General features: G+C 71.7%; 19 protein-coding genes. 9 read left to right on the forward strand and 10 right to left on the reverse strand.

Features of this window, described 5'->3' with window-relative positions; translation table 11 throughout:
* Positions 1 to 103 precede the first annotated feature (103 nt).
* Positions 104 to 1,711, forward strand: a complete 1,608-nt coding sequence (locus tag DXZ73_RS22460) for a globin domain-containing protein (RefSeq protein ID WP_116212880.1) — start codon at positions 104 to 106, stop codon at positions 1,709 to 1,711.
* A 33-nt stretch (positions 1,712 to 1,744) separates the two neighbouring features.
* Here DXZ73_RS22460 and DXZ73_RS22465 read toward each other — a convergent pair whose 3' ends face one another.
* From DXZ73_RS22465 to DXZ73_RS22480, 4 genes are all read right to left on the reverse strand, one after another.
* Complete coding sequence (locus tag DXZ73_RS22465) at positions 1,745 to 2,254, reverse strand: NUDIX domain-containing protein (RefSeq protein WP_116212881.1); 510 nt, start codon at positions 2,252 to 2,254, stop codon at positions 1,745 to 1,747.
* Between the two features lie 54 nt (positions 2,255 to 2,308).
* Positions 2,309 to 3,208 (reverse strand): LysR family transcriptional regulator, encoded by a 900-nt coding sequence (locus DXZ73_RS22470; RefSeq protein WP_116212882.1) that lies wholly within the window; start codon positions 3,206 to 3,208, stop codon positions 2,309 to 2,311.
* 193 nt (positions 3,209 to 3,401) lie between these two features.
* Positions 3,402 to 4,535 carry a cystathionine gamma-lyase gene (locus DXZ73_RS22475; protein WP_116212883.1) on the reverse strand — a complete coding sequence of 378 codons (1,134 nt, stop codon included), beginning with the start codon at positions 4,533 to 4,535 and terminating at the stop codon, positions 3,402 to 3,404.
* A 75-nt stretch (positions 4,536 to 4,610) separates the two neighbouring features.
* Positions 4,611 to 4,991 carry a phage holin family protein gene (locus DXZ73_RS22480; RefSeq protein ID WP_116212884.1) on the reverse strand — a complete coding sequence of 127 codons (381 nt, stop codon included), beginning with the start codon at positions 4,989 to 4,991 and terminating at the stop codon, positions 4,611 to 4,613.
* Positions 4,992 to 5,085: 94 nt separating this feature from the next.
* On the opposite strand from DXZ73_RS22480, the gene DXZ73_RS22485 reads away from it, so the two are divergent.
* The 3 genes from DXZ73_RS22485 to DXZ73_RS22495 all read left to right on the forward strand — a co-directional run bounded on the left by DXZ73_RS22485 (position 5,086) and on the right by DXZ73_RS22495 (position 6,562).
* The gene (locus DXZ73_RS22485; RefSeq protein WP_116212885.1) at positions 5,086 to 5,403 is read left to right on the forward strand and encodes a cupin domain-containing protein; all 318 of its coding nucleotides are present in this window, start codon (positions 5,086 to 5,088) and stop codon (positions 5,401 to 5,403) included.
* A 185-nt stretch (positions 5,404 to 5,588) separates the two neighbouring features.
* Positions 5,589 to 5,807 (forward strand): DUF5326 family protein, encoded by a 219-nt coding sequence (locus DXZ73_RS22490; RefSeq protein ID WP_116212886.1) that lies wholly within the window; start codon positions 5,589 to 5,591, stop codon positions 5,805 to 5,807.
* Positions 5,808 to 6,115: 308 nt separating this feature from the next.
* Positions 6,116 to 6,562, forward strand: coding sequence for an SsgA family sporulation/cell division regulator (locus DXZ73_RS22495; RefSeq protein ID WP_116212887.1), 447 nt, complete (start codon positions 6,116 to 6,118; stop codon positions 6,560 to 6,562).
* Here DXZ73_RS22495 and DXZ73_RS22500 read toward each other — a convergent pair.
* The 3 genes from DXZ73_RS22500 to DXZ73_RS22510 form a co-directional block, all read right to left on the reverse strand.
* A complete protein-coding gene (locus DXZ73_RS22500) occupies positions 6,559 to 8,145 on the reverse strand; it encodes an SPFH domain-containing protein (protein WP_116212888.1) in 1,587 nt (528 codons plus the stop codon). The two genes, DXZ73_RS22495 and DXZ73_RS22500, sit on opposite strands and share 4 nt — an antisense overlap.
* 146 nt (positions 8,146 to 8,291) lie before the next feature.
* On the reverse strand, positions 8,292 to 8,492 hold the full coding sequence (locus DXZ73_RS22505; protein ID WP_116212889.1) for a hypothetical protein: 201 nt from the start codon (positions 8,490 to 8,492) through the stop codon (positions 8,292 to 8,294).
* 18 nt (positions 8,493 to 8,510) lie between these two features.
* Positions 8,511 to 9,878, reverse strand: coding sequence for a YibE/F family protein (locus DXZ73_RS22510; protein WP_116215772.1), 1,368 nt, complete (start codon positions 9,876 to 9,878; stop codon positions 8,511 to 8,513).
* A gap of 186 nt (positions 9,879 to 10,064) precedes the next feature.
* Between DXZ73_RS22510 and thiC the strand changes: the two genes are divergently transcribed.
* Positions 10,065 to 11,822, forward strand: coding sequence for a phosphomethylpyrimidine synthase ThiC (gene thiC / locus DXZ73_RS22515; RefSeq protein ID WP_116212890.1), 1,758 nt, complete (start codon positions 10,065 to 10,067; stop codon positions 11,820 to 11,822).
* 102 nt (positions 11,823 to 11,924) lie between these two features.
* Here the strand turns inward: thiC and DXZ73_RS22520 are convergent, their stop codons facing one another.
* The 3 genes from DXZ73_RS22520 to DXZ73_RS22530 all read right to left on the reverse strand — a co-directional run bounded on the left by DXZ73_RS22520 (position 11,925) and on the right by DXZ73_RS22530 (position 15,477).
* On the reverse strand, positions 11,925 to 12,803 hold the full coding sequence (locus tag DXZ73_RS22520; protein ID WP_116212891.1) for a hypothetical protein: 879 nt from the start codon (positions 12,801 to 12,803) through the stop codon (positions 11,925 to 11,927).
* A 181-nt stretch (positions 12,804 to 12,984) separates the two neighbouring features.
* Positions 12,985 to 14,088 carry a metallophosphoesterase gene (locus DXZ73_RS22525; RefSeq protein ID WP_116212892.1) on the reverse strand — a complete coding sequence of 368 codons (1,104 nt, stop codon included), beginning with the start codon at positions 14,086 to 14,088 and terminating at the stop codon, positions 12,985 to 12,987.
* Between the two features lie 288 nt (positions 14,089 to 14,376).
* Positions 14,377 to 15,477, reverse strand: a complete 1,101-nt coding sequence (locus DXZ73_RS22530; RefSeq protein ID WP_116212893.1) for a LacI family DNA-binding transcriptional regulator — start codon at positions 15,475 to 15,477, stop codon at positions 14,377 to 14,379.
* Between the two features lie 377 nt (positions 15,478 to 15,854).
* Here DXZ73_RS22530 and hisC point away from each other — a divergent pair, with 377 nt between their 5' ends.
* The 4 genes from hisC to cydD all read left to right on the forward strand — a co-directional run bounded on the left by hisC (position 15,855) and on the right by cydD (position 23,464).
* Positions 15,855 to 16,934 (forward strand): histidinol-phosphate transaminase, encoded by a 1,080-nt coding sequence (gene hisC, locus DXZ73_RS22535; RefSeq protein WP_116212894.1) that lies wholly within the window; start codon positions 15,855 to 15,857, stop codon positions 16,932 to 16,934.
* 358 nt (positions 16,935 to 17,292) lie between these two features.
* Positions 17,293 to 18,873: a cytochrome ubiquinol oxidase subunit I gene (locus tag DXZ73_RS22540; RefSeq protein ID WP_116212895.1), complete on the forward strand. Its 1,581-nt coding sequence runs from the start codon at positions 17,293 to 17,295 to the stop codon at positions 18,871 to 18,873.
* 28 nt (positions 18,874 to 18,901) lie between these two features.
* The gene (gene cydB, locus DXZ73_RS22545) at positions 18,902 to 19,909 is read left to right on the forward strand and encodes a cytochrome d ubiquinol oxidase subunit II (RefSeq protein ID WP_116212896.1); all 1,008 of its coding nucleotides are present in this window, start codon (positions 18,902 to 18,904) and stop codon (positions 19,907 to 19,909) included.
* Positions 19,910 to 19,921: 12 nt separating this feature from the next.
* Positions 19,922 to 23,464: a thiol reductant ABC exporter subunit CydD gene (cydD, locus tag DXZ73_RS22550; protein ID WP_116212897.1), complete on the forward strand. Its 3,543-nt coding sequence runs from the start codon at positions 19,922 to 19,924 to the stop codon at positions 23,462 to 23,464.
* Positions 23,465 to 23,472: the final 8 nt, after the last annotated feature.

Here is a 23,472-nt window from a genome sequence, read left to right on the forward strand (position 1 = left end):
ATTTCCCCGGAGCTCCACAAGAAAGTGGCATGCTGCGCGGACGGCACCTTTCCGGCTCGGTCGGAAGGGGGAGGACCGACCGAGACATGTTCGAGGCGAGACGATGAGGGACGCTCCGACCACCACGGCGGGAGACGGCGGCGGCGACGCCGACGGGGGTGACCGGGGCTGGTTCACCCGGCCCGGCCCCGGAAGGCGGGCGGGCGGCAGCCCTCCGGGCGACCGCGGCGGCGGCCCGGCCGACGGCCCCCCGGTGAGACCGGACGGCCCACCACCCGAGCGGCCCGCCGCGCGCGCCGCGAAGTGGGTGCCCGTGCGGGCCGTGACCCCGGCCCGCACGGTCGCGGACCGCCCCCCGGCTGACCCCGTGCGCCGCCACTACGCGAGTCCGGAGGAACGTCCGGCGGGCCATCCGCACCGCCCGGACGAACATCCCTCCCGCCGAGCCGGCACCGAACCGCCTCGGCCCCCCTACCGGGCAGGCTCCCAGGGCGAGCACCAGCGCCCGGCCGAGCTTCCCCCGGACCGCCCCACCCGCCCGGCGCCGCCCGCCGAGTCCGCGGCGGAGCCCGGGCAGCCACCTTCCGCCGACGCCCTGTTGATCCGGCGGACCCTGGCCGAGATCGAGCCCGTCGCCGACAAGGTCACCTCGTACTTCTACGCATTACTGTTCGTGCGCCACCCCGATCTGCGGGCCCTCTTCCCCGCCGCGATGGACCTCCAGCGCGACCGGCTGTTCAAGGCGCTGCTGACCGCCGCGCGACACGCGGACGACGCCCCCACGCTCACCGCCTACCTCTCCCGGCTCGGGCGCGGACACCGCAAGTACGGGACGCTGCCCTCGCATTACCCCGCTGTCGGCGAGTGTCTGATCGCCTCGCTCACCCGCTACGCGCAGGACTCCTGGTGCGAGTCGGCCGAGGCCGCCTGGGTGCGGGTCTACACCGCGATCTCACAGATCATGATCGACGCGGCCGCCGAGGACGAGGCGAGCTCCCCCGCCTGGTGGCAGGCCGAGATCATCGGCCATGAGCTGCGCACACCGGACGTCGCCGTCGTGACCGTACGGCCCGATCAGCCCTATCCCTTCCTCGCCGGGCAGTACACCAGCCTGGAAACCCCCTGGTGGCCGCGCATATGGCGGCACTACTCCTTCTCCGCCGCGCCCCGCCAGGACGGGCTGCTCTCCTTCCACGTCAAGGCCGTTCCGGCCGGGTGGGTGTCCGGTGCGCTCGTCCATCGCGCCCGCCCGGGCGACGTCCTGCGACTCGGTCCTCCCACCGGTTCCATGATTGTGGACCACACCACTGACAACGGCCTGTTGTGCCTGGGCGGCGGCACCGGCATCGCGCCCATCAAGGCGCTGGTCGAGGACGTCGCCGAGCACGGCAGGCGCCGTCCCGTCGAGGTCTTCTACGGCGCCCGCCACGACGACGGCCTCTACGACATCGACACCATGCTGCGGTTGCAGCGCTCGCACCCCTGGCTGTCCGTCCGCCCCGTCGTCGCCGAAGGCCCGACCCGCGGTCTGGTCGGGCAACTGCCGCACATCGTCCGGCAGTACGGCCCGTGGAACGCCTACGACGCCTATCTCTCCGGGCCCCCGGGGATGATCCGCAGCGGTGTGGACACCCTGAAGCGCATCGGCGTGCCGGAGGACCGCATACGGCACGACGCGATGGACGAACTGAGGGGCACGCCCACGGACTGACGCCGCTGCCGACTGGCCTGTCTGTCGGCGGCGTCAGCCGAGGTCGTCCGCCAGGAGCGCCCGCACGCCCTCGATGTTCGCGTCGAGATACGCGCGCAGGGACGGCGGCACCAGCACGACGGAGGCGATCCCGGCGCGGGTGAAGGGGATGCGCACGACCTCGTACGTCCCGCACGGCTCGTCCACCTCGGGGCCGTGGCGCAGCGCGAGGTCCATGGAGGCGAGCCGGCAGACGAAGAAGTGCTGCACCTTGACGCCGTGGGCGGCGTGGTGCGTGGAGTGGGAGACGGTGTCGACGAAGGCGGGGACGACGTCGACGACCTTGGCGCCGAGCTCCTCGTCGACCTCGCGGTGGAGGGCGGCGACGACGGTGGAGTCCTCGGGCTCCATGCCGCCGCCCGGCGTGATCCAGTACGGCTCCTCGCCGGGCTTGGTGCGCTTGATGAGGATCATTTCGGGATCGGGGCCGTCGGCGGACCCCGGTGCGGTGCTGTCGAGCAGGATGGCACGTGCGGTGCGCTTGACCACTGGACGTTCGGTCATAGGGGACATCTGCCGCGTGAATGCCCTGGTGAAACCCTTCCGTGCGGGCCTTTCTCACCAGGAGACGGCAGCGCGCAGCAGCCACTCGTGTGCGCGGGCGAGGTGCGGGTGGGCGAGGCTGCCGGTGCGTACGACCAGGAAATAGGTGCGCAGCGGGGGGACGGGCGGGTCGAGGAGGGCCACGATCTCCCCGGTGTCGAGGGCGTCGGAGCAGAGGTAGCGGGGCAGCACGCCGAGCCCTGCCCCGGCGGCCACGCAGGTGAGGACGGCGCGCAGGTCGGGGGCGATGACGCTGCCGTTGGTGACGGGCTCGGCGTCGAAGACGGCCGTCCAGTAGCGGGTGACGAGCGGCAGGCTCTCGTGGACCTCGACGACGGGCAGGTGCTCCAGCGCCGGGGCGCCCTTGTCGCGCAGGACGGCCGCGCCGCCGAGACGGGCCGCCCAGCGCGGGGCGGCGACCAGGACGTGTTCCTCGTCGCAGAGCGGGGTGGCGGTCAGCAGGCGTCCGCGGGGGCGCGAGGTGGTGATGGCGAGCTCGTGGTGGCCCGCGGCGAGTCCCTCGAAGAGCTCCTCGGCGGTCCCGTGCGCGGCGCGGACCGCGAGTCCCTGGGTGATGAGCGGGGTGAGCGCGGGCAGGGCGCGCAGGGCCAGGAACTCGGGAGGGCCGGCGAGGTGCAGCGTGCTGCTGGCGGACGGGTCGTCCAGCCCGCCGGCCTCGGCGATCTCCAGGAGGGCGTCGACGTGGGGCGCGACCTTGTGGGCGAGTTCGTCGCCGATGCCGGTGGGGGTGACGCCGCGCGCCTGCCGGAGGAAGAGGGGGCGGCCCAGCTGTTTCTCCAGTGCCCTTATCTGGCTGGTGACGGCCGGCTGGGAGAGCCCGAGGAGGGCGGCGGCCCGGGTGAAGGAACCGGCCCGGTGCACCGTGACGAATGTGCGTAGCAGGGTCAGGTCCATGCTTGCTCCCCTGGGCCGAGGCACTCGCTCGTACGGGAACTATAAATAAGTCGATAGGGCTGTGTCGTCGGAGTGATTGGACACTGACGCAGAGTCAACTAGCCTTGGTCGCGCGGCTGGTCGTGTGTTCCCCGGCCCGCCGCGGCGGCTCAAGCCAAGAGGGGGGAGGCTTGAGCCGTCTTCTTGCGCGCGGTCAACGCGCCGTCCCACCGGCCTCGTTCAAGGCGGTCAGCACGTCGCCCACGAGGTCCTCCGTGTCCTCCACCCCCACGGAGAAGCGGATGAAACCTTCCGGCACCGCGTCGCCGCCCCAGCGTCCGCGGCGCTCGGCCGTGGAGCGGACGCCGCCGAAGCTCGTGGCTTCGTCGACAAGTCGCAGGGCGGTGAGGAAACGTTCCGCGTGGGCGCGGTCCGGGAGGGCGAAGGAGACGACGCAGCCGAAGCGCCCGCCGTGCATCTGGCGCGCGGCGAGCTCGTGCGCGGGGTCCGTGGGCAGGCCGGGGTGGCGCAGGCCGGTGACCTCGGGGCGGTCGCGCAGGGCCTCGGCCAGGGCGAGCGCGGTCGCGGCCTGCCGGTCGACCCGCAACTGGAGGGTGGCGAGGGAGCGGTGCGCCAGCCAGGCCTCCATGGGGCCGGGGATCGCTCCGGTGACCTTGCGCCACGCCCGTACGCCCGCCGTGAGCTCCGGGTCGAGCGTGGTGACGTAGCCCAGGAGGATGTCGCCGTGGCCGGTGAGGGCCTTGGTGCCGCTCGCCACGGAGAAGTCGGCGCCCAGCTCCAGGGGGCGCTGGGCGAGCGGGGTGGCGAGGGTGTTGTCGACGGCGACGAGCGCGCCCTCGCGGTGCGCGGCCCCGGCGAGGCGGCGGATGTCGCACACGTCGAGACCGGGGTTGGACGGGGTCTCGATCCACAGCAGCCGCGCGCCCTCCAACGCGGCCAGTTGGGCGTCGCCCCCGGTCGGCGCGGTCCGCACGACGATGCCGAAGCCCTCCAGGCGCTCCCGCAGGGCGGGCAGCAGCTGATAGCCGTCGCCGGGGAGCACGGCGGTGTCGCCGGGGCGCAGCCGTGACAGGAGCACGGCCGAGATCGCGGCCATGCCGGAGGGGAAGACCACGGTCCCGGCCCCGCCGCCGGGGGCCTCCAGCGTGCTGATCGCCTCTTCCAGCGCGGTCCAGGTGGGGTTGGCCTCGCGGCCGTAGGTGTACGGCCCGGTGACCTCGCCCGGCAGGTGGAAGTGGGCGGCGAAGGCGGGGCCGGGGAGCGCCGGCTCGTTCGCCCGCGGCTCCGGCAGACCTGCCCGTACGACCCGGGTGCCGTCGCCTGTCATCTGTGCTCCCTCCGGTGGTGCCTCGCGCCTGCCGCGCCCGTTCCGTGCATTCGGTGCGTTTGTCCCGTGCGGCGGTCAGTCCTTCTCGTCCGGCAGGATCACGTGCATCGCCCACGCCACGACCGAGATGATCACGCCGCCGACCAGCGCGCTCCAGAAGCCGTCCACGTGGAAGGCCAGGCCGAGCCTGCCCGCGAGCCACGATGTCAGCAGCAGCATCAGCGCGTTGATCACCAGCGTGATGAGGCCGAGGGTCAGGATGAAGAGCGGGAACGACAGCAGCTTCACGACCGGCTTGACGATGAAGTTGACCACGCCGAAGACGAGCGCGACGAGAATGAGCGTGAGCACCTTGCGCACGGTGTTCTCACCGGACAGCGTGATGCCCTTGAGCAGCCAGATGGCGACCGCCAGGGCCGCCGCGTTGGCGATCGTCTTGACTACGAAATTCTTCATGGTGAGATCGTTGCAGACGGGATCGGCTGCCGAGGTCCTGCGCGGCAACGCACAGCAAGGCGACAGCGAGGGACGGTAACGAGGTGGGCGAGAGATGAAGGCGTTCCGGCTGGACGAGCTGGAGGCGGAGCGGGCCGCCAATGAGGGTGCCTATTTGCAGTTCCTGCGCGAGCGGAACATGTCCGTCGGTCTCTACGCGCTCGACGCGGGGGACACCGACCCCCAGACGCCGCACGCGCAGGACGAGGTCTACATGGTCATGAGCGGCCGCGCGGCGATCACGGTGGGCGACGAGACGACCGAGGTGGCGCGGGGGAGCGTGGTGTACGTACGGGCCGGAGTGCCGCACCGCTTCCACCACATCAGCGAGGACCTGAGGGTCCTGGTGGTCTTCTCTCCGCCTGAGAGCTGACCCGGAACCCCGGGATCCCGTAGGGGGTCGCTCAGGGACGGACGGGGGCTGCGGGGCCCCCGCCGGCCCACCGGGTCGTCCTAGCATCGAGAGCGAGGCCGGAGCAGTTCCGCTCCGGCTCGACGAAGAGCCTCACGAGGAGCTCCGCGAGGAGCTCCACGAAGCGGAAAGCAGGGACGGACGACATGGGTGAGAAGGGGATTTTCGCAGGACTCCCGTGGTGGGTTAAGTGGATCGCCGTGCCGGTCCTCGTCCTGATGGTGTTCGGCAGCCTGATCATGACCGCGCTCGGTTTTGTGATCGCGCTGCTCTTCAAGGCGCTGCTGCTGGTGGCGCTCGTCGGTGGTCTGATCTTCGTCGTCAGGAAGTTCACGTCGTCCTCGTCGTCCAAGGGCGACTGGTAGGCGGATCCAATCGGTGTGCGGGAGACAGGAGTACGTCACCCGCACCGGCCCTCGGCACCGCCTTCCGACTGTCGCCCACGGTCGGTGTTGACGGCTGTGGCGATTTCTCTGCCGTGAAACGCCCGGAACGACTCCGCCCCGTAGTCGAGTCGCTACGCTCCAGAGTCATAGAGCTCGTAAGCTCACTCTCGATCTCTATCGGTATCTGAAATATCACTCCCCGTGATCCATGGATGCCGTCGAATGACGGAGTCTTTGGACATAAGGGAGCCAATCCCGGCCAAAACGACGAATCGGGGCATTGGGCGATGCGTGAAACGGTTCAGGCAGAAGTGATCATGACCTTCCTCGTCTCCGAGGAGTTGTCCTTCCGGATTCCGGTGGGGCTGGTCTACGACAGCAGCGACCCTTATGCGGTGAAATTCACCTTTCACCTGCCCGGGGACGCCCCGGTGACCTGGGCGTTCGCGCGCGAGTTGCTGCTCGACGGACTCAGCCAGCCGTCCGGCGAGGGCGATGTGCACATCGCCCCCGCCTCCGCCGAGCACCTCTCGGACGTCTTCATCCGGCTGCAAGTGGGCTGCGAAGGGGCCCTGTTCCGAGCCGGGGCGGCGCCTCTGGTGGCCTTCCTCGACCGGACCGACCGCATCGCACCCCTCGGCGAGGAGCGCACGGTCGCGGACTTCGAGTACGACCTCGCCGCCGCTCTCGACAACATCCTCGCCGGCAACCCCGAGGGGCAGAACGCTGGTTAGCGGCCCGGAATGGCTCCATCGTCCTTCTGGACCGTCACCCGCTCCGAGCGCGGGGCCGCGCCCTGCGGCGCGGACACAGGTCCCCGGCCCGCCGGGCTCCCGCCGCCGCCCCGGGCCGTAGTGCCGCCGACGCCACCGGTGCCGCCGCCCGCCGCCGCGCCGCCGAGGCCGTTCGCCCCCGGGCCCTCCGCCGTGCCCATGCCGGCGAGCAGCTGCCGCGCCAGGCCCAGGCCCGTGCCGCCCATCGTCAGGGCCTTCGCGAACAGCTCGGACATGCCGTCCGCCCCGTTCAGCAGCACCATATGATCGACGTTTCCGAAGGCCTCCGCCCCGGCGCGCACGATCTCCGGCCAGTTTTCGGCCAGTTGTTGGGCGACCACCGCCTCCTGGTTCTCCGCCAGGGCGGCCGCCCTGGCCTTGATCGACTCGGCCTCGGCGAGGCCCTGTGCCCGCGCCGCCTCGGCCGCCGCCAGACCCTTGGCCTGCGCGGCCGCGGCCTCGGCCTCACCGGTCGCCCGGGTCGCCGCGGCGGCCGCGGCACCGCGCGCCTTGGTGGCCTCGGCCTCCGCGCCCGCCGCCGCCTTCACCCGGGTCGCCTCGGCGGCCGCCGCCAGCTCCGTCTCCCGGGCCTTCGCCTGCGCCGCGGAGATCCGCGCGTCGCGCTCCGCCTCGGCCAGCGTCCGCTTCTCGTACGCCGCCGCGTCCGCCGGCTTGCGGACGTCCGCCTGGAGCTGCTGCTCCTTGCGCTGCGCCGCGAGCTCGGCGACCCGGGTCTCCTGGACCACGACCTCCTGCTGCGCCGCGGCGTCCGCCAGCGGGCCCGCCTGCCGCGCCTTGGCCGCCGCGCTGTCCCGCTCGGCCTGATAGCCGGCCTGGAGGATCTCGCTGTCGCGGGTCGCCTCCGACATCCGGGCCGCGGCCTGCTGCTCCGCCTCCGTGGCCAGCCGGTCCGCCTCGGCCTGCGCGATCCGCGCGTCCCGGTGGACCGCGGCCGCGTGCGGCGCGGAGAGGTTCTTGATGTAGCCCGTGGGGTCCTGGATCTCGTGGATCTGCAGGGAGTCGATGATCAGGCCCAGCTTCTCCATCTCGGAGCCCGAGGCGGAGCGGGTCTCGCCGGTCAGCCGCTCCCGGTCGCGGATCATGTCCTCGACCGTCAGCCCGCCGACGATCGAGCGGAGGTGACCCGCGAAGACGTTGTGCACCCGGTCGCCCATGTGCTTCTGCTGGTCCAGGAAGCGGCGGGCCGCGTTCGCGATCGACACGAAGTCGTCGCCCACCTTGAATATCACCACGCCGTGCACCTTGAGCGGGATGCCCTGCTTGGTGACGCAATCCACGTTCAGATCGGCCTCGTTGAGGTCCAGCGACAGCTTCCGCACCACCTGCACCCCGGGCAGCACGAGCGTCCCGCGACCGGTGACGATCCGGAAGCCCATGCCCTCCTCCAGGCCCTCGGTGCGGTGCTTGGAACCGGAGATGACCAGCGCCTCATTGGGCTCCGCCACCCGCCACATCAGCTTGAACAGCCCGATCATGATGCCGACGCCGACGACGACAACCCCCGCCACGATGCCGATGAGCATCGCTCAGCCCCCCTTTTGCGGCCCCTGGGTTCGGAGCCCTGTGATCGAAAGTGTGCTCCCGCGCAGGCCGGTGGTGAAGAGCTCCGCGCTTCTTGGCGCTTTCTTGACACCGTGCGTCCGGTGAACCCCCGCTCTCCCCGTGCGGATCAGCCGTAGGCGGCCGCCACATAGACCGTGCGCGGCGGCTGATACTCCACGACTACCACCACCGTCCCCCGCTCCAGGCGCTCGCCCGCCTCCACCGCGTACGCCAGGAAGGCCTCGGCGCCGCCCCTGACCCGCACGATCACCTCGCCGACCAGCCCCGGGCCGATCGTCCCCGTCACCCTGCCCTGTTCCCCGACCACTTGCCGCCCCCCCCGCGATCACTTCGCCCGACGGCGCCTCCCGCCTCGCGACGCCCCCCGCGCCCTCGGGCCCGACTTCGCCCTCGTCCTCGTATTGTGCCGGTCGGCACTGACAACGAGCGCCGCCAGCGCGGTCGTCACCGGCACCGAGGCCACCAACCCGATGCTGCCGACCAGCGTCCGGACGATCTCCTCCGCGACGATCTCGCTCGTCGCGACCCGCTCGATCCCGCTGTCCGCGATCGAGAACAGCAGCATCAGCGGCAGGGACGCGCCCGCGTACGCCATCACCAGCGTATTGACCACCGACGCGATGTGGTCCCGCCCGATGCGCATCCCCGCCCCGTAGAGCTTGCGCCAACTCGCGTCCGGGTCCGCCTCCTTCAGCTCCCACACCGCCGACGTCTGCGTCACCGTGACGTCGTCGAGCACGCCGAGGGAGCCGATGATGATCCCGGCGAGCAGCAGGCCGCGGATCTCGATCCCGGGGTAGAGGCCGTGCACCAGACCGGTCTGGTCGTCGGTGTCGCCCGTCAGGTGGGCCCATTGGGTGAACAGCGCGCCGAGCAGGCCGATGAGCATCAGGGACGTGAGCGTGCCGACGACGGCCACGGACGTCCGGGCGTTGAGGCCGTGACACATGTAGAGCGCGATCAGCATGATCGCGCTGCCGCCGATCACGGCCACCAGCAATGGGTCCGAGCCGTGCAGGATCGCGGGGAGGATGAACAGCGTCAGCACCCCGAAGCTGATCACCAGGGCGACCAGCGCGAAGACCCCGCGCAGCCGCCCGACCACCACGACGGCCAGCGCGAACAGCCCGGCGAGCAGCGCCATGGGCAGCGTCCGGTCCACGTCGCTGACCGCGTACTGCAGGTTCTTCGGCGCCTTCGGCGCGTACGCCAGGACGACCTCCTGGCCCACCGAGTAGTGGCGCGAGGCGCTCGGCTGCACGAGCTCGGTGAAGGTGCGGCCCTTGTCCGGGCCCGAGGTCACCTCGATCTCCGACTTCTCGCAGGGCCCCTGAGCCGGCGCCGCGCCGCCCGGCTGCGCGGACTGCGCCTGCGGCTGGGCACCCGCCTTGGCGCAGTCGATCTCCTCGATCTTCACCACCCGCCCCGACCGCGTCTGCTGGTCGAGACCGAGCCCGGAGTGCTTGTGGGGAGGCGCTCCGCCCGGCCACATCACGATCAGCCCGGCGAGCACGGCGACGGCGAAGGGGATGAGCACGGCCGCGATCACCTTGCGCAGGTGCGCGGAGACGGGCGTGGGCGGCCCGTGGCTGTGCGAGTGGCCGTGCGAGTGGCCATGGGCCCGGGAGGCGCCGTGGCCGGGGTGGGGGACGTCGGTGCGGGTCTGCTGTTCCGTGGGGGTCACGCCCCGCATCATCGCAACCCCCTCTGGTCCTCCGTACGGGGGAAGCGCTAGCGTGGTGGCACCTTTGCAATCGCGGGAGCTCGGAGCACCGGGCTGAGAGGGCGCTGACCTCCGTACGGCTGGCACGTACGGACATCGCTGCGTCGACCGCCGAACCTGTTACCGGGTAATGCCGGCGTAGGGAGTTCTGGTCTCATGACCTCGCAGGATGCACGCACGTCCGAAACCGGTCCGATCGGCTGGCACAAGGACTACGTGACCGGCTCGCGGCCGGACCTCAGGGTTCCGGTGCGGCGGGTGCATCTCACCAACGGGCAGGACGTACGGCTGTACGACACCTCAGGCCCGTACACCGACCCGGCCGTCGAGACGGACGTCCGCCGTGGCCTCCAGCCGCTGCGGGAGCACTGGATCATCGGCCGCGGCGACACCGAGGAGTACGCGGGACGCCCGATGCGCCCCGAGGACGACGGTCTCAAGCACACCTCTCCGCGCGGGGGGCTGAAGAACCTCGACGCGGTCTTCCCCGGCCGTCCGCGCCAGCCCCGCCGGGGCCGGTCCGGCGCCGCGGTGACCCAGCTCGCGTACGCCCGCCGCGGTGAGGTCACCGAGGAGATGGAGTACGTCGCCCTCCGGGAGAACGTCTCCCCCGAGACCGTCCGCGAGGAGATCGCGGCGGGCCGGGCCGTGCTCCCGGCCAATGTGAACCACCCGGAGATCGAGCCGATGATCATCGGCAAGAAGTTCCTGGTGAAGGTGAACGCCAACATCGGCAATTCGGCCGTCACCTCATCGATCGAGGAGGAGGTCGAGAAGATGACCTGGGCGACCCGCTGGGGCGCCGACACGGTCATGGACCTCTCGACCGGCCGCAACATCCACACCACCCGCGAGTGGGTGCTGCGCAACTCCCCTGTGCCGATCGGCACCGTGCCGCTCTACCAGGCCCTGGAGAAGGTCGACGGCAAGGCCGAGGAGCTCACCTGGGAGATCTACAAGGACACGGTCATCGAGCAGGCCGAGCAGGGCGTGGACTACATGACCGTCCACGCGGGCGTGCTGCTGCGCTACGTCCCGCTGACGGCCCGCCGCAAGACCGGCATCGTCTCGCGCGGCGGCTCGATCATGGCCGCCTGGTGCCTGGCGCACCACAAGGAGTCGTTCCTCTACGAGAACTTCGAGGAGCTCTGCGAGATCCTCGCCTCGTACGACGTGACGTACTCCCTCGGTGACGGGCTGCGCCCCGGCTCGATCGCGGACGCCAACGACGAGGCGCAGTTCGCCGAGTTGAGGACCCTCGGCGAGCTCAACACGATCGCCAAGCGGCACAACGTCCAGACGATGATCGAGGGCCCGGGCCATGTCCCGATGCACAAGATCAAGGAGAACATCGACCTCCAGCAGGAGATCTGCGAGGAGGCGCCGTTCTACACGCTCGGCCCGCTGACGACCGACGTCGCGCCCGCGTACGACCACATCACGTCGGGGATCGGCGCGGCGATGATCGCCTGGTGGGGCACGGCGATGCTCTGCTACGTCACGCCCAAGGAGCACCTGGGCCTGCCGGACCGCGACGACGTCAAGACCGGTGTGATCACGTACAAGATCGCGGCCCACGCGGCGGATCTCGCCAAGGGGCACCCGGGCGCGCAGGAGTGGGACGACGCGCTGTCCGACGCGCGCTTCGAGTTCCGCTGGGAGGACCAGTTCAACCTGGCGCTCGACCCGGACACGGCACGGGCCTTCCACGACGAGACGCTGCCCGCGGAGCCGGCGAAGACGGCGCACTTCTGCTCGATGTGCGGGCCCAAGTTCTGCTCGATGAAGATCTCGCAGGACATCCGCCGCGAGCACGGCGGGGACCTCGCCGTCGACCCCGAGGCGGGGATGGCGGAGAAGTCCAAGGAGTTCGCGGCGGCGGGCAACCGCGTCTATCTGCCGATCGCGGACTAGCGGCCGGACGGCGCGGTCCGAGAGGCCCCGGCCGGTGTCGGGGCCTCGTCCGCGGACCGGCCCGGGGGACCGGGCGCGAGGTCGCGCACGGCGGCCCGTGGCTCACTCCGGCCGGTGATCCGGGCCGCCGTAGTCGGGGCTGGTGAAGTCGGGGCTGGTGTAGCGCGGGCGGACGTGCGGGGAGGACTCGCTGTCGGGGCTGGAGAAGCCGGGGCGGGAGTACCCCAGGTGCGGGGTGCGGCTGTGGCTCTCCTGCTGCCTCGGGACGTACGAGGAAGGCGTGTTGACCGGGGCGTTGGCCAGTGCTTCGCGGAGGAAGGGCAGTATGCCGCGGTGGAGCAGCGCCTGCCGCCAGGCCTCCCCGGCCCGGTCCGCCTCCTCGCTCAGGCCCATCCCCCGCGCGTCGCTGCCCTCGCCGACGCCGTTGCGCAGGGCGGTCACCACCATGCCGATCATGGCGACGAGCGCGCCCGCGGCGGTGAGCCCGGCGAACCACCAGCCGATGGTGATCATCGAGTCGGCGACGGACGGGTCGGTGCCGACCGTGCGCAGCACATAGCCGACGAAGAGGAAGACCAGCGCGGCTATCCCGGCGAGAACGGGGGCCAGCACGGCGAGGACCGCGCCCGCGCCCGCGCCGGAGGACTCCACGATCTCGCCGTCCGAGGCGGCGAATCCATCGGGGGCGTTTTCGTCACCGTGCGCGCCCCCGGCGCTCACGGTCTGGGGGTGCACGCTCGTGGAGAGCGCGCGCACGGCGTCGCGCGCCTTTACGTAGGTCTGGTATTCGGTCGTCGCGCATGCCGAGATGGCGGACATGGCGTTGAGCGCCATGGTGCGCAGCTGTTCTGCGTTGAGCCGCTGTCCTATCGCGGCGGCCAGTTCCGGGTCATGGTCCGCGGTACGCAACGCCTGGTCGAGAACCCGCTCGAATTCCGGGCGGTCCTCGGCCAGCAGGTGCGGAGCGCTGTTCATGTGCATCCCCCGATGCTCCGTAGGGCCTTCTTGCCGGCTTACACCGGGCAGTGGGCGGAAACGGAGGAGAGCCTGCTACGGATAAGCCGATGGTAGAGCGGTACCGGCGCGCGGTGACAGTGTGTTTCGTGAATTGCCCCGCGCCGGTGGAACTCCCTACCTGCCCGGGCGCTTACCCGCTGAACCCTCACCCACCCAGAGGAAGTTGCACCACCAGCAGTTTTCCGGCCATCGTGACCCCGCCGTCCATCGCGAGCGCGAGCCCGTCCGCGTACAGATGAGGTCCGTCGACGGCGGGCGCGCCGCCGTCCTCGTCGTCCGCGTCCTCCGTGCCGACCTCGCCCAGCAGATACGGAATCGGGCTGTGGCCGTGCACGAGGCGGCGGCCGCCGTAGGTGTCCAGCAGCTCGCGAACGGCCATCGGCCCGGCCTCGTCGCGGAAGGCGAACCGCTTGGTGAACTTGCGGAACAGGTCCCAGCACTCGTCGGGGTCGTTGCGCTGGAGCGCCTCGGTGACGGCGTCGTTGACGGCCTCGATGGAGTCGCCGAACTCGAGGTAGGCGGTGGTGTCGGAGTGCACGAGCAGGTGCCCGTCCTCCTCGGCCATCGCGTCGAGCCGCGACATCCACTGGAGGTGGTGGTCCTCCAGGCGCTCCATGTCGGTGCGCTGGCCGCCGTTGAGCAGCCACGCGGCCTGGAAGGAGGCGGTGCCCGCACCGGAGTTGACCGGCGTGTCGGCGAACCGCTTGGCGCCGATGATCAGCAGCTCGTGGTTGCCCATGAGGGCCTTGCAGTAGCCGCCGGCGGCCGCGGCCTCGGCGGACAGCCGCATCACGAGGTCGATCACGCCGACGCCGTCCGGGCCGCGGTCGGTGAAGTCGCCGAGGAACCACAGGCGCGCGTTGCCCGCGCACCAGCTGCCGTTCGCGTCGATGAGCCCCTGGGCCTCCAGCGCGGCGTGCAGCTGGTCGAGGTAGCCGTGGACGTCGCCCACGACGAAGAGCGGCCCGAGGCCGGGGCGCGGGGCCGCGTGGTGCTCGGTGAGGGGCGTCAGCGCGACGGTCGGCACGTCGTCGGGGACGGCCTGGCCGATGACGGGCAGGTCGCGCTCGGTGGGGGTGTAGCCCTCCGGGGCGGCCGTCGGCGGCTGCACGGGCGGGGCCGCCCGGTCGTACGGAGGCGTGGGGGCATGCGGAGGGGGCGCGGCATACCCGGGGAAGGGCGGCATCGCCGCCGTGGTCCGTGCCGCGGGTCCCTGACCGGCCCCCTGAGTCATCGACCCCTCCACCATCGCGCCGCCGTGCACCTTGTGGACCTTGCCTGGTCGACGGCGGTCCGTGGTGTCGTGCGCCCATCATAGGAATGACCGTCGCGCCTTGTGACGCACCAGGGGCCGTCAATCGGGGCGGGAGGGTGCGCGCGCCGGTCATTTCTCCCCAATTGAGTCATTCGCCCATGGGTCTCCGCGCCCCTCGCGCCCTCCTCGCGGCTTTGCCGAAGGTGTGGCGGCCCGGAAACGGCGCGTTGACCCCGAGGCCCTCCGCGGGCCTGCCCGGCCCGGGGTCAGCCCGGGGCGGGGTCAGCCCGGGGCGGGGCCGCGCGGCGGGCTGACCGTGGTGCGCGGCCGGCGGCGCTGCGAGGAGGTCCGGACGATCAGCTCCGTCGGTATCACCTGCTCGACCGGCTGCCCGCTGTCGAGCCCTTCGATGGCGTCGATGAGGAGCTGGACGACCGCCGTGCCGATGCGCCGGGGCTTGAGGGACAGGGTGGTGACGGGCGGCTCCGTGGCGGCGTAGACCGTGGACTCGCTGCAGCAGACGAGCAGGAGGTCGTCGGGGACGCGCAGGCCGTAGCGGCGGGCGGCGGCGAGCAGGTCCGTGCCGTTGGGGTCGAACAGGCCGTAGACGGCGTCCGGCCGGTCGGGGCGGGCGAGCAGCCGGTCGGCGGCCACGGCACCGGCGCAGGGGTCGTGGGCGGGGTACTTCTCGTAGACCGGGTCCTGGCCCACCCGCTCGCACCAGTGCAGGTAGGCATGGGTGGAGAGGCGGGTGTACGTGTCGGTGGTGGTGCCCGTCAGCAGGCCGATCCGGCGGGCGCCGGCCGCCGCGAGGTGGTCGAGGATGCCGAGGACGGCGGCCTCGTGGTCGTTGTCGACCCACGCGGTGACCGGGAGCGAGCCCGCGGGGCGGCCGTCGGAGACCACCGGGATGCCCTGCCGGACCAGGTCGGAGACGACCGGGTCGTGGTCGGAGGGGTCGACGACGACGGTGCCGTCGAGCGCGACGTTGGACCACACGTCGTGGCGCGAGGTCGCGGGCAGGATGACCAGGGCGTAGCCGCGGGCCAGCGCCGCGGAGGTGGCGGCCCTGGCCATCTCGGCGAAGTACGCGAACTCGGTGAAGGTGAAAGGTTCATCCCCGTATGTGGTCACGGTCAGGCCGATGAGCCCCGACTTGCCCGTGCGGAGGGTGCGGGCCGCGGCGGACGGGCGGTAGCCCAGCCGGTCGGCGACCTCGCGGACATGGCGGCGGGTCGCGTCCGGTAGCCGGCCCTTGCCGTTGAGCGCGTCGGAGACGGTCGTGATCGAGACCCCGGCGGCGGCGGCCACGTCCCGGATGCCCGCCCGTCCCAGCCGGCGTCCGGTGGGCCGGCTCACCTGATGCTTCCCTGGTGCTGTCATGGCGAGCCGATAGTAGGGCTCGGGTCGTCCGTTGGCAGGGCGCCATATTTGGCCGTTGACAGGCACGTTTCTGCAAGTGCAATTCCGCCCAATGACCATGGAAATGCAGAGAGTTGTGGGGGGAGACGGTGAACCATTGGCCTCTGGCATATCCGCCCCAGGGGAAAGGGTCAGGTCTCGAAGAGGTCTCAACTCACCTTCATGGGTGATGCGCGCCACGGCGCCCGCCACCGGCGCGCGGAACTTCCGGCGGCGCTCCCCCTGCTCTGGACGCCGCCCCGGTGAATCCTCTTAAGGTGTGCAGTATTCATGTCCGCTATTCGTGTGCGGCCTGCCCGTGCGGGTGCGAGCGCACGGGATGTCGAGGAGGACCTGCGGTGACCGAGAAGACCCCGAGGCTGCGCCCCGCCCTGGACGGCGTGCCGACCTACAAGCCGGGCAGGCCCGCCGCCGCGGGCGGCCCCGTCGCGTACAAGCTGTCCTCCAACGAGAACCCCTATCCGCCGCTGCCCGGCGTGCTGGAGAAGGCGGTCGACGCGGCGGGCACCATCAACCGCTACCCCGACATGACCTGCACGGCGCTGATGGCCGAGCTGGCGGACCGTTTCTCCGTGCCGGTGTCGCACCTGGCGACCGGCACCGGCTCGGTGGGCGTCGCCCAGCAGCTGGTGCAGGCCACCTCGGGCCCCGGTGACGAGGTGATCTACGCCTGGCGGTCGTTCGAGGCGTACCCGATCATCACCCAGGTCTCCGGAGCCACCCCGGTGCAGGTCCCGCTGACGGACGGCGAGGTCCACGACCTCGACGCCATGCTGGCCGCGATCACCGACCGGACCCGGCTGATCTTTGTCTGCAACCCCAACAACCCCACGGGCACCGTGGTGCGCCGGGCCGAGCTGGAGTCCTTCCTGGACCGGGTGCCCGCCGACGTGCTGGTCGTGCTGGACGAGGCGTACATCGAGTTCGTCCGTGACGCGGACGTCCCCGACGGCATCGACCTCTACCGGGACCGTCCCAACGTCTGTGTGCTGCGCACCTTCTCCAAGGCGTACGGGCTGGCCGGGCTCCGCGTCGGCTTCGCGGTCGCGCACGAGCCCGTCGCGGCGGCGCTGCGCAAGACCGCCGTCCCGTTCGGCGTGAGCCACATCGCGCAGGAGGCGGCGATCGCCTCGCTGCGGAGCGAGGACGCGCTGCAGGAGCGGGTGCAGGCGCTGGTGGAGGAGCGGGCCCGGGTGGTCGAGGCGCTGACCGGGCAGGGCTGGACCGTGCCGGAGGCGCAGGCCAACTTCGTCTGGCTGCGGCTGGGGGAGCGGACGGCGGACTTCGCGGCGGCGTGCGAGCGGGCGGGTGTGGTCGTGCGGCCGTTCCCGGGCGAGGGCGTCCGCGCGACGATCGGCGAGACGGCGGCGAACGACCTCTTCCTGGAGGTCGCGGGGGCGTTCCGCAAGGAGCTCTAGCGGTTTCTCCGGCGGCCTTTGACGGGCCGCCGGAGCTTGTTCGGCCACGGACGGGCCGGGACGTGCGGGAGGGACTGCATGCCCCGGCCCGTCCGCCGTTGTGCGGCCCCGGGGCCGGCGTGACGCCTCGAACGGGGTCCGGCGCGAGCCGAAGCGGGCGTTCCGTATTTGGCCGAAGAGCGTCGGTCCCGCGGCTGGGGGGACCCCCTTGATGATCGAGAAAACCTGTGGGTGATAATTGCTTGTGAATGTGAACGCGTTCACAAGCATGCCCTTTACCTCCCGCTTTCGTTGGGGCGAAAGGTGCATATCACCGGTGCATGAGTCGTCGGTGACGCAAGAGGCAAGGAGAGACCGCGTGAATCTCGCGTTGGCGCCGGAGACCCTGGCGCGCTGGCAGTTCGGCATCACCACCGTCTACCACTTTCTCTTCGTCCCGCTCACGATCAGTCTCGCGGCGATCACCGCCGGGCTGGAGACGGCCTGGGTCCGTACCGGCAAGGACAAGTACTTCCACGCGACGAAGTTCTGGGGAAAGCTCTTCCTGATCAACATCGCGATGGGGGTGGTCACCGGCATCGTGCAGGAGTTCCAGTTCGGCATGAACTGGTCCGACTACTCGCGGTTCGTCGGAGATGTCTTCGGGGCGCCGCTCGCGATGGAGGCGCTGCTGGCCTTCTTCTTCGAGTCCACCTTCATCGGTCTGTGGATCTTCGGCTGGGACAAGCTGCCCAAGAAGATCCACTGCGCGTGCATCTGGATCGTCGCCATCGGCACGATGCTCTCCTCGTACTTCATCCTGGCGGCCAACTCCTGGATGCAGCACCCGATCGGCTACGCGATAGACAAGGCGACCGGGAAGGCCAGGCTCACCGACATCTGGGCCGTCCTGACCCAGGACACCACCCTTGTCGTCGTCTTCCACACGCTCACCGCGGCGTTCCTCACCGGTGGCGCCTTCGTGGTCGGCATCGCCTCCTTCCACCTGTGGCGCGCCAAGCGCAAGCAGCTGCGGGGCGAGGAGCTCGGCGAGAAGCAGCGGACGCAGGTCGGCGCCATGCGGGCCTCGCTGCGCGTCGGCCTGGTGGTCGCGGTCATCGCCGGTCTGGGCACCGCCCTCAGCGGTGACAGCCTCGGCAAGGTGATGTTCGAGCAGCAGCCGATGAAGATGGCCGCCGCCGAGGCCCTGTGGGAGACCCAGGCGCCCGCGCCCTTCTCGGTCTTCGCGGTCGGCGACGTCACCAAGGGCCACAACAGCGTGGAGATAGAGGTCCCTGGCATCCTCTCCTTCCTCGCCCACAGCAACTTCTCCGAGGCCGTCCCCGGCATCAACGACGTGGCGGCGCGGGAGGCCGCGGCGTACGGCGGCAAGCCGGAGGACTACATCCCCAGCATCTTCATGACCTTCTGGGGCTTCCGGCTGATGATCGGCTTCGGGATGACCTCCTTCGTCGCCGCGCTCATCGGACTGTGGACCACCCGCAAGAAGTTCTGGCTCGCACCCGAGTTCCGCACGGGCGACAACGAGGTGCCGCGCCTGATGCTCACGCGCACCCGGGAGATGAGCCCCTTCTTCACCGCCTGGTCCTGGCGCATCGGCCTGCTCACCATGGGCTTCCCGCTCATCGCCAACTCCTTCGGCTGGATCTTCACCGAGATGGGCCGTCAGCCGTGGGCCGTCTACGGCCTGATGAAGACCGGCAGCGCGGTCTCCCCCGGCGTGAGCCAGGCCGAAGTCCTCACCTCCATGGGCGTCTTCACCCTGCTGTACGGAGTGCTGGCGGTGGTCGAGGTCAAGCTGCTCGTGAAGTACGCCAAGGCCGGGCCCGACACGGACGAGAAGCCGCCCACGCGGGACCCGAGGCTGCGCCTGCCGTCGGGGGGAGCCGGGGCACAGCCGCCGGCGGACGCCGACAAGCCGATGACCTTCGCGTACTGACGCGGCGGCGGAACGGAGACAACGAACCATGCACCTCCACGACTTCTGGTTCCTGCTGATCGCCGTCCTGTGGACCGGCTACTTCTTCCTCGAGGGGTTCGACTTCGGCATCGGCGTCCTGACCAAGGGCCTGGCCAAGGACCGCACCGAGCGCCGGGTGCTGATCAACACGATCGGCCCCGTCTGGGACGGCAACGAGGTCTGGCTGATCACCGCGGCGGGCGCCACCTTCGCGGCCTTCCCCGACTGGTACGCCACCCTGTTCAGCGGCTTCTACCTGCCGTTCCTGGCCATCCTGGTCTGCCTGATCGTGCGCGGCGTCGCCTTCGAGTACCGCCACAAGCGCACCGGTGAGCGCTGGCAGCGCAACTGGGAGCACGCGATCTTCTGGTGCTCGCTGCTGCCCGCCTTCCTGTGGGGCCTCACCTTCGCCAACCTCGTGCGCGGGGTGCCGATCGGGTCGGACAAGAACTTCAGCGGATCCGTCACCGACCTGCTGAACCCGTACGCCCTCCTGGGCGGCCTCCTCACGCTCGTGCTCTTCACCTTCCACGGCGCCGTCTTCGCCGCCCTCAAGACGGAGGGCCCGATCAGGCACCGGGCCAGGTCCTACGCCACCTCGCTCGGCATGACCGCGGGCGTCCTCGCCGTGGCCTTCCTCGGCTGGACCCAGGCCGAGTCGGGCAACGGGCGCAGCCTGGCCGCCCTGATCGTCGCCCTCGTCGCCCTGGGCGCGGCGCTGGTGATGAACCACGCGGGGCGCGAGGGCTGGGCGTTCGCCTTCTCCGGGGTGACCGTCGCGGCGGCCTTCGCGCTGGTCTTCCTCGCGCTCTTCCCCGACGTCATGCCCTCCTCGGTCAACCCGGCCTGGAGCCTCACCGTGGCCGACGCCGCCTCCAGCCCGTACACGCTGAAGATCATGACGTGGATCGCGGTCCCCATGACGCCCCTCATCATCGGCTACCAGGCGTGGACCTACTGGGTCTTCCGCAAGCGGATCGGCACCCAGCACATCCCGGCACCCGCCACCCACTAGGACGGATCGCGCATGAAGCCCGTCGACCCCCGACTGCTCAGGTACGCCTCCGCGACCCGCCTCTTCCTGGTCGCCTCCGTCGTCCTCGGGCTGGCGGGGGCCGGCCTGGTCATCGCCCAGGCGATGCTGATCGCCGAGGTGGTGACCGGCGCCTTCCGGCACGGCCGGACCACCGGTGACCTGGCCGCGCCGCTGGCACTGCTGGCCGCCGTGGCCGTGGGCCGGGCGGCCGTCGGCTGGCTCACCGAGCTGACCGCGCACCGCGCGAGCGCGGCCGTGAAGTCCGAGCTGCGCACACGGCTGCTGACGTGGGCAACCGCCCTCGGGCCGGACCGGCTGGAGGTGGGGCGGACCGGGGAGCTGGCCACCCTCGCCACGCGGGGAATCGACGCGCTGGACGACTACTTCGCCCGCTACCTGCCCCAGCTCGGCCTCGCGGTCGTCGTGCCGGTGGCCGTGCTCGCCCGTATCGTCACCGTGGACTGGCTCTCCGCGCTCGTCATCGTCCTCACGCTGCCGCTCATCCCCCTGTTCATGATCCTCATCGGCTGGGCCACCCAGTCCCGGATGGACAAGCAGTGGCGGTTGCTGTCCCGGCTGTCCGGCCACTTCCTCGACGTCGTCGCCGGGCTGCCCACCCTCAAGGTCTTCGGGCGGGCCAGGGCGCAGGCCGAGTCGATCCGCGCGATCACCTCCGACTACCGGCGGGCCACGCTGCGGACGCTGCGCATCGCCTTCCTCTCCTCCTTCGCGCTGGAGCTGCTGGCCACGCTGTCGGTGGCACTGGTCGCGGTGGGCATCGGCATGCGGCTCGTCCACGGCGAACTCGACCTGGAGACGGGCCTGATGGTGCTGGTCCTGGCGCCCGAGGCGTATCTCCCGCTGCGGCAGGTCGGCGCGCAGTACCACGCGGCGGCGGAGGGCCTGGCCGCCGCCGACCAGGTCTTCGCGGTGCTGGAGACCGAGCCCGCACCGGCCGGCACCCTGCCCGCCCCCGACGCCCGGAATGCGACTCTGACGGTCGACGGGCTGGTGGTGCGGCACGCGGGGCGGACCGAACCCTCCCTGCCCGAGACGTCGTTCGAGGTGCGGCCCGGGGAGACGGTCGCGCTCGTGGGCCCGAGCGGCGCCGGGAAGTCCACCCTGCTGGACGTCCTGCTCGGCTTCGCGCGCCCGGCGGCCGGGCGGGTGCTCGTAGGCGGTACGGACCTGTCATCGCTCTCCCCCGAAAGCTGGCGGGACCAGGTGGCCTGGGTCCCGCAACGACCCCACGTCTTCGCCGGGACAGTCGCCGAGAACGTACGACTGGCACGGCCGGACGCGACGGACGCGCAGGTGCGGGAAGCACTGCGCGCCGCCGGTGCGCTCGACTTCGTCTCCATGCTGCACCACGGCACTGACACCCGCCTCGGCGAGGACGGCGCCGGGCTCTCGGCCGGGCAGCGGCAACGCGTCGCGCTGGCACGGGCGTTCCTCGCCGACCGGCCCGTCCTGCTCCTCGACGAGCCCACCGCGAACCTGGACGGCGAGACCGAGGAGGCCGTGGTCGAGGCCGTGCGGCGGCTGGCCGAGGGCCGGACCGTCCTGCTGGTCGTGCACCGCCCGGCACTGCTCGCGGTCGCGGACCGGGTGATCCGGCTCGGCGCCCGGCCCGTGGAGCGCCAGGCGGTGCCTGCGGGCCTGGCCGCCCGCCCGGAGCGGCAGGGCGCGGCGGCGGACGACGCCGGTGCGCACGACGTCGCGGGCGATCCCGCGCCCGTACGCGGCGCGGGGGCGCTGGCCCGGGTGCGGGCCGCCGGGAAGCCGCTGCGGGCGCGGTTCGCCCTCTCGCTGCTGCTGGGCGCCCTGGCCCTCGGCAGCGCCGTCGGCCTGATGGGCGTCTCCGGCTGGCTCATCTCCCGCGCGTCCCAACATCCGCCCGTGCTCTATCTGATGGTGGCCGTCACCGCGACCCGCGCGTTCGGGATCGGACGCGCCGTCTTCCGCTACGCCGAGCGCCTCGTCTCCCACGACGCCGCGCTGCGCACCCTCGCGGGCCTGCGGGTCGCGGTCTACCGCCGCCTGGAGCGCCTGGCGCCCGCCGGGCTGAGGGACACCCGCCGGGGCGACCTGCTCTCCCGGCTCGTCGCGGACGTGGACGCCCTTCAGGACTATTTCCTGCGCTGGCTGCTGCCCGTCGGATCGGCCGTCGCCGTGGGCGCCGCCTCGGTCGCCTTCACCGCGTGGCTGCTGCCGGAGGCGGGTCTGCTGCTCGCCGCCGGTCTGCTGTTCGCCGGAGTGGCCGTGCCCGCGCTGTCCGGCGCGTTCGCCCGGCGCGCGGAACGGCAGTTGTCCCCCGCCCGCGGCGCGTTGTCGACCCAGGTCGTCGACGTCCTGGCGGGCACGGCGGAGCTGACGGTCGCGGGCGCCCTGCCCGCCCGACTGGCGCGGTTGCGCGCCGCGGACGGCACGCTCACCGGGATCGCCCGCCGCGCCTCCGCCGCCACCGCGCTCGGCTCCGGCCTGACCGCCCTGGCCTGCGGCCTGACCGTGACGGCCGCGGCCTGGGCGGGGGTGGGCGCGGTGCACGACGGACGCATGGCGGGCCTGTGGCTCGCGGTGGTGGTGCTGCTGCCGCTGGCCGCGTTCGAGGCGGTGGCAGGACTGCCGCTCGCCGTGCAGTACCGGCAGCGCGTACGGCGGTCCGCGGAGCGGGTGTACGAGGTGCTGGACGCGCCCGTGCCCGTACGGGAAGGGACGGAAGGGGCGCCGGAGTCCCCGTTCCCGCTGCGGGTGGCGGGGCTGGTCGCGCGCCATCCGGGGCAGCCGGAACCGGCTCTGGAGGGGTTCGGCATGGAGCTCGTGCGGGGCCGCCGGGTGGCGGTCGTGGGCCGGTCCGGGGCGGGCAAGACGACGCTCGCGCAGGTGCTGCTGCGCTTCCTGGACGCGGAGTCCGGCACGTACACCCTCGCGGGCCGGGACACCGGTCCCATGGCGGGTGACGCGGTGCGGCGGCTGGTCGGCCTGTGCGCGCAGGACGCCCACCTCTTCGACAGCTCGGTGCGCGAGAACCTGCGGCTCGCGCGGCCCGGGGCGAGCGACGCCGAACTGTGCGCCGCTCTGCGGTCCGCACGGTTGCTGGAGTGGGTCGACGGCCTGCCGGAGGGGCTCGACACGCTGGTCGGCGAGCACGGGGCGTGGATGTCCGGCGGACAGCGGCAGCGGCTCGCACTGGCCCGCGCGCTGCTCGCCGACTTCCCCGTGATCGTGCTGGACGAGCCCGCCGAGCATCTCGACCTGGTGACGGCCGACGCGTTGACGGCCGATCTGCTGTCGGCCACCGAGGGCCGTACGACCGTGCTGATCACCCACCGGCTGTCCGGTCTTGAAGCGGTCGACGAGGTGATCGTGCTGGAGCGGGGGCGGACCGTGCAGCGGGGCGCCTACGAGGAGCTGGCGGGGGCGGACGGGCCGTTCCGGCGGATGCTGGAGCGCGAGCGCGTGGCGGACGCCTGGGCGGACTCCCGGGCGGACGGAGGAGCGGCCGTGGCCGCCGGGGCACTCTCCGGCAGGTGACCGCCGAC

The sequence above is a fragment of the Streptoverticillium olivoreticuli subsp. olivoreticuli genome (genome assembly GCF_003391135.1).
GTDB classification, from domain to species: Bacteria; Actinomycetota; Actinomycetes; order Streptomycetales; family Streptomycetaceae; genus Streptomyces; species Streptomyces blastmyceticus.

Excerpts from the sequence above, each read along its gene's own strand:
- DXZ73_RS22490 (WP_116212886.1), top strand. The coding sequence starts at position 5,589 with ATGGGTGAGAAGGGGATTTTCGCAGGACTCCCGTGGTGGGTTAAGTGG.
- cydB (WP_116212896.1), top strand. The coding sequence starts at position 18,902 with ATGCACCTCCACGACTTCTGGTTCCTGCTGATCGCCGTCCTGTGGACC.
- DXZ73_RS22475 (WP_116212883.1), bottom strand. The coding sequence starts at position 4,535 with ATGACAGGCGACGGCACCCGGGTCGTACGGGCAGGTCTGCCGGAGCCG.
- DXZ73_RS22485 (WP_116212885.1), top strand. The coding sequence starts at position 5,086 with ATGAAGGCGTTCCGGCTGGACGAGCTGGAGGCGGAGCGGGCCGCCAAT.
- DXZ73_RS22530 (WP_116212893.1), bottom strand. The coding sequence starts at position 15,477 with ATGACAGCACCAGGGAAGCATCAGGTGAGCCGGCCCACCGGACGCCGG.
- thiC (WP_116212890.1), top strand. The coding sequence starts at position 10,065 with ATGACCTCGCAGGATGCACGCACGTCCGAAACCGGTCCGATCGGCTGG.
- DXZ73_RS22460 (WP_116212880.1), top strand. The coding sequence starts at position 104 with ATGAGGGACGCTCCGACCACCACGGCGGGAGACGGCGGCGGCGACGCC.
- DXZ73_RS22500 (WP_116212888.1), bottom strand. The coding sequence starts at position 8,145 with ATGCTCATCGGCATCGTGGCGGGGGTTGTCGTCGTCGGCGTCGGCATC.
- DXZ73_RS22520 (WP_116212891.1), bottom strand. The coding sequence starts at position 12,803 with ATGCACATGAACAGCGCTCCGCACCTGCTGGCCGAGGACCGCCCGGAA.
- cydD (WP_116212897.1), top strand. The coding sequence starts at position 19,922 with ATGAAGCCCGTCGACCCCCGACTGCTCAGGTACGCCTCCGCGACCCGC.
- DXZ73_RS22525 (WP_116212892.1), bottom strand. The coding sequence starts at position 14,088 with ATGGTGGAGGGGTCGATGACTCAGGGGGCCGGTCAGGGACCCGCGGCA.
- DXZ73_RS22480 (WP_116212884.1), bottom strand. The coding sequence starts at position 4,991 with ATGAAGAATTTCGTAGTCAAGACGATCGCCAACGCGGCGGCCCTGGCG.
- DXZ73_RS22495 (WP_116212887.1), top strand. The coding sequence starts at position 6,116 with ATGCGTGAAACGGTTCAGGCAGAAGTGATCATGACCTTCCTCGTCTCC.
- DXZ73_RS22510 (WP_116215772.1), bottom strand. The coding sequence starts at position 9,878 with ATGCGGGGCGTGACCCCCACGGAACAGCAGACCCGCACCGACGTCCCC.
- DXZ73_RS22465 (WP_116212881.1), bottom strand. The coding sequence starts at position 2,254 with ATGACCGAACGTCCAGTGGTCAAGCGCACCGCACGTGCCATCCTGCTC.
- DXZ73_RS22470 (WP_116212882.1), bottom strand. The coding sequence starts at position 3,208 with ATGGACCTGACCCTGCTACGCACATTCGTCACGGTGCACCGGGCCGGT.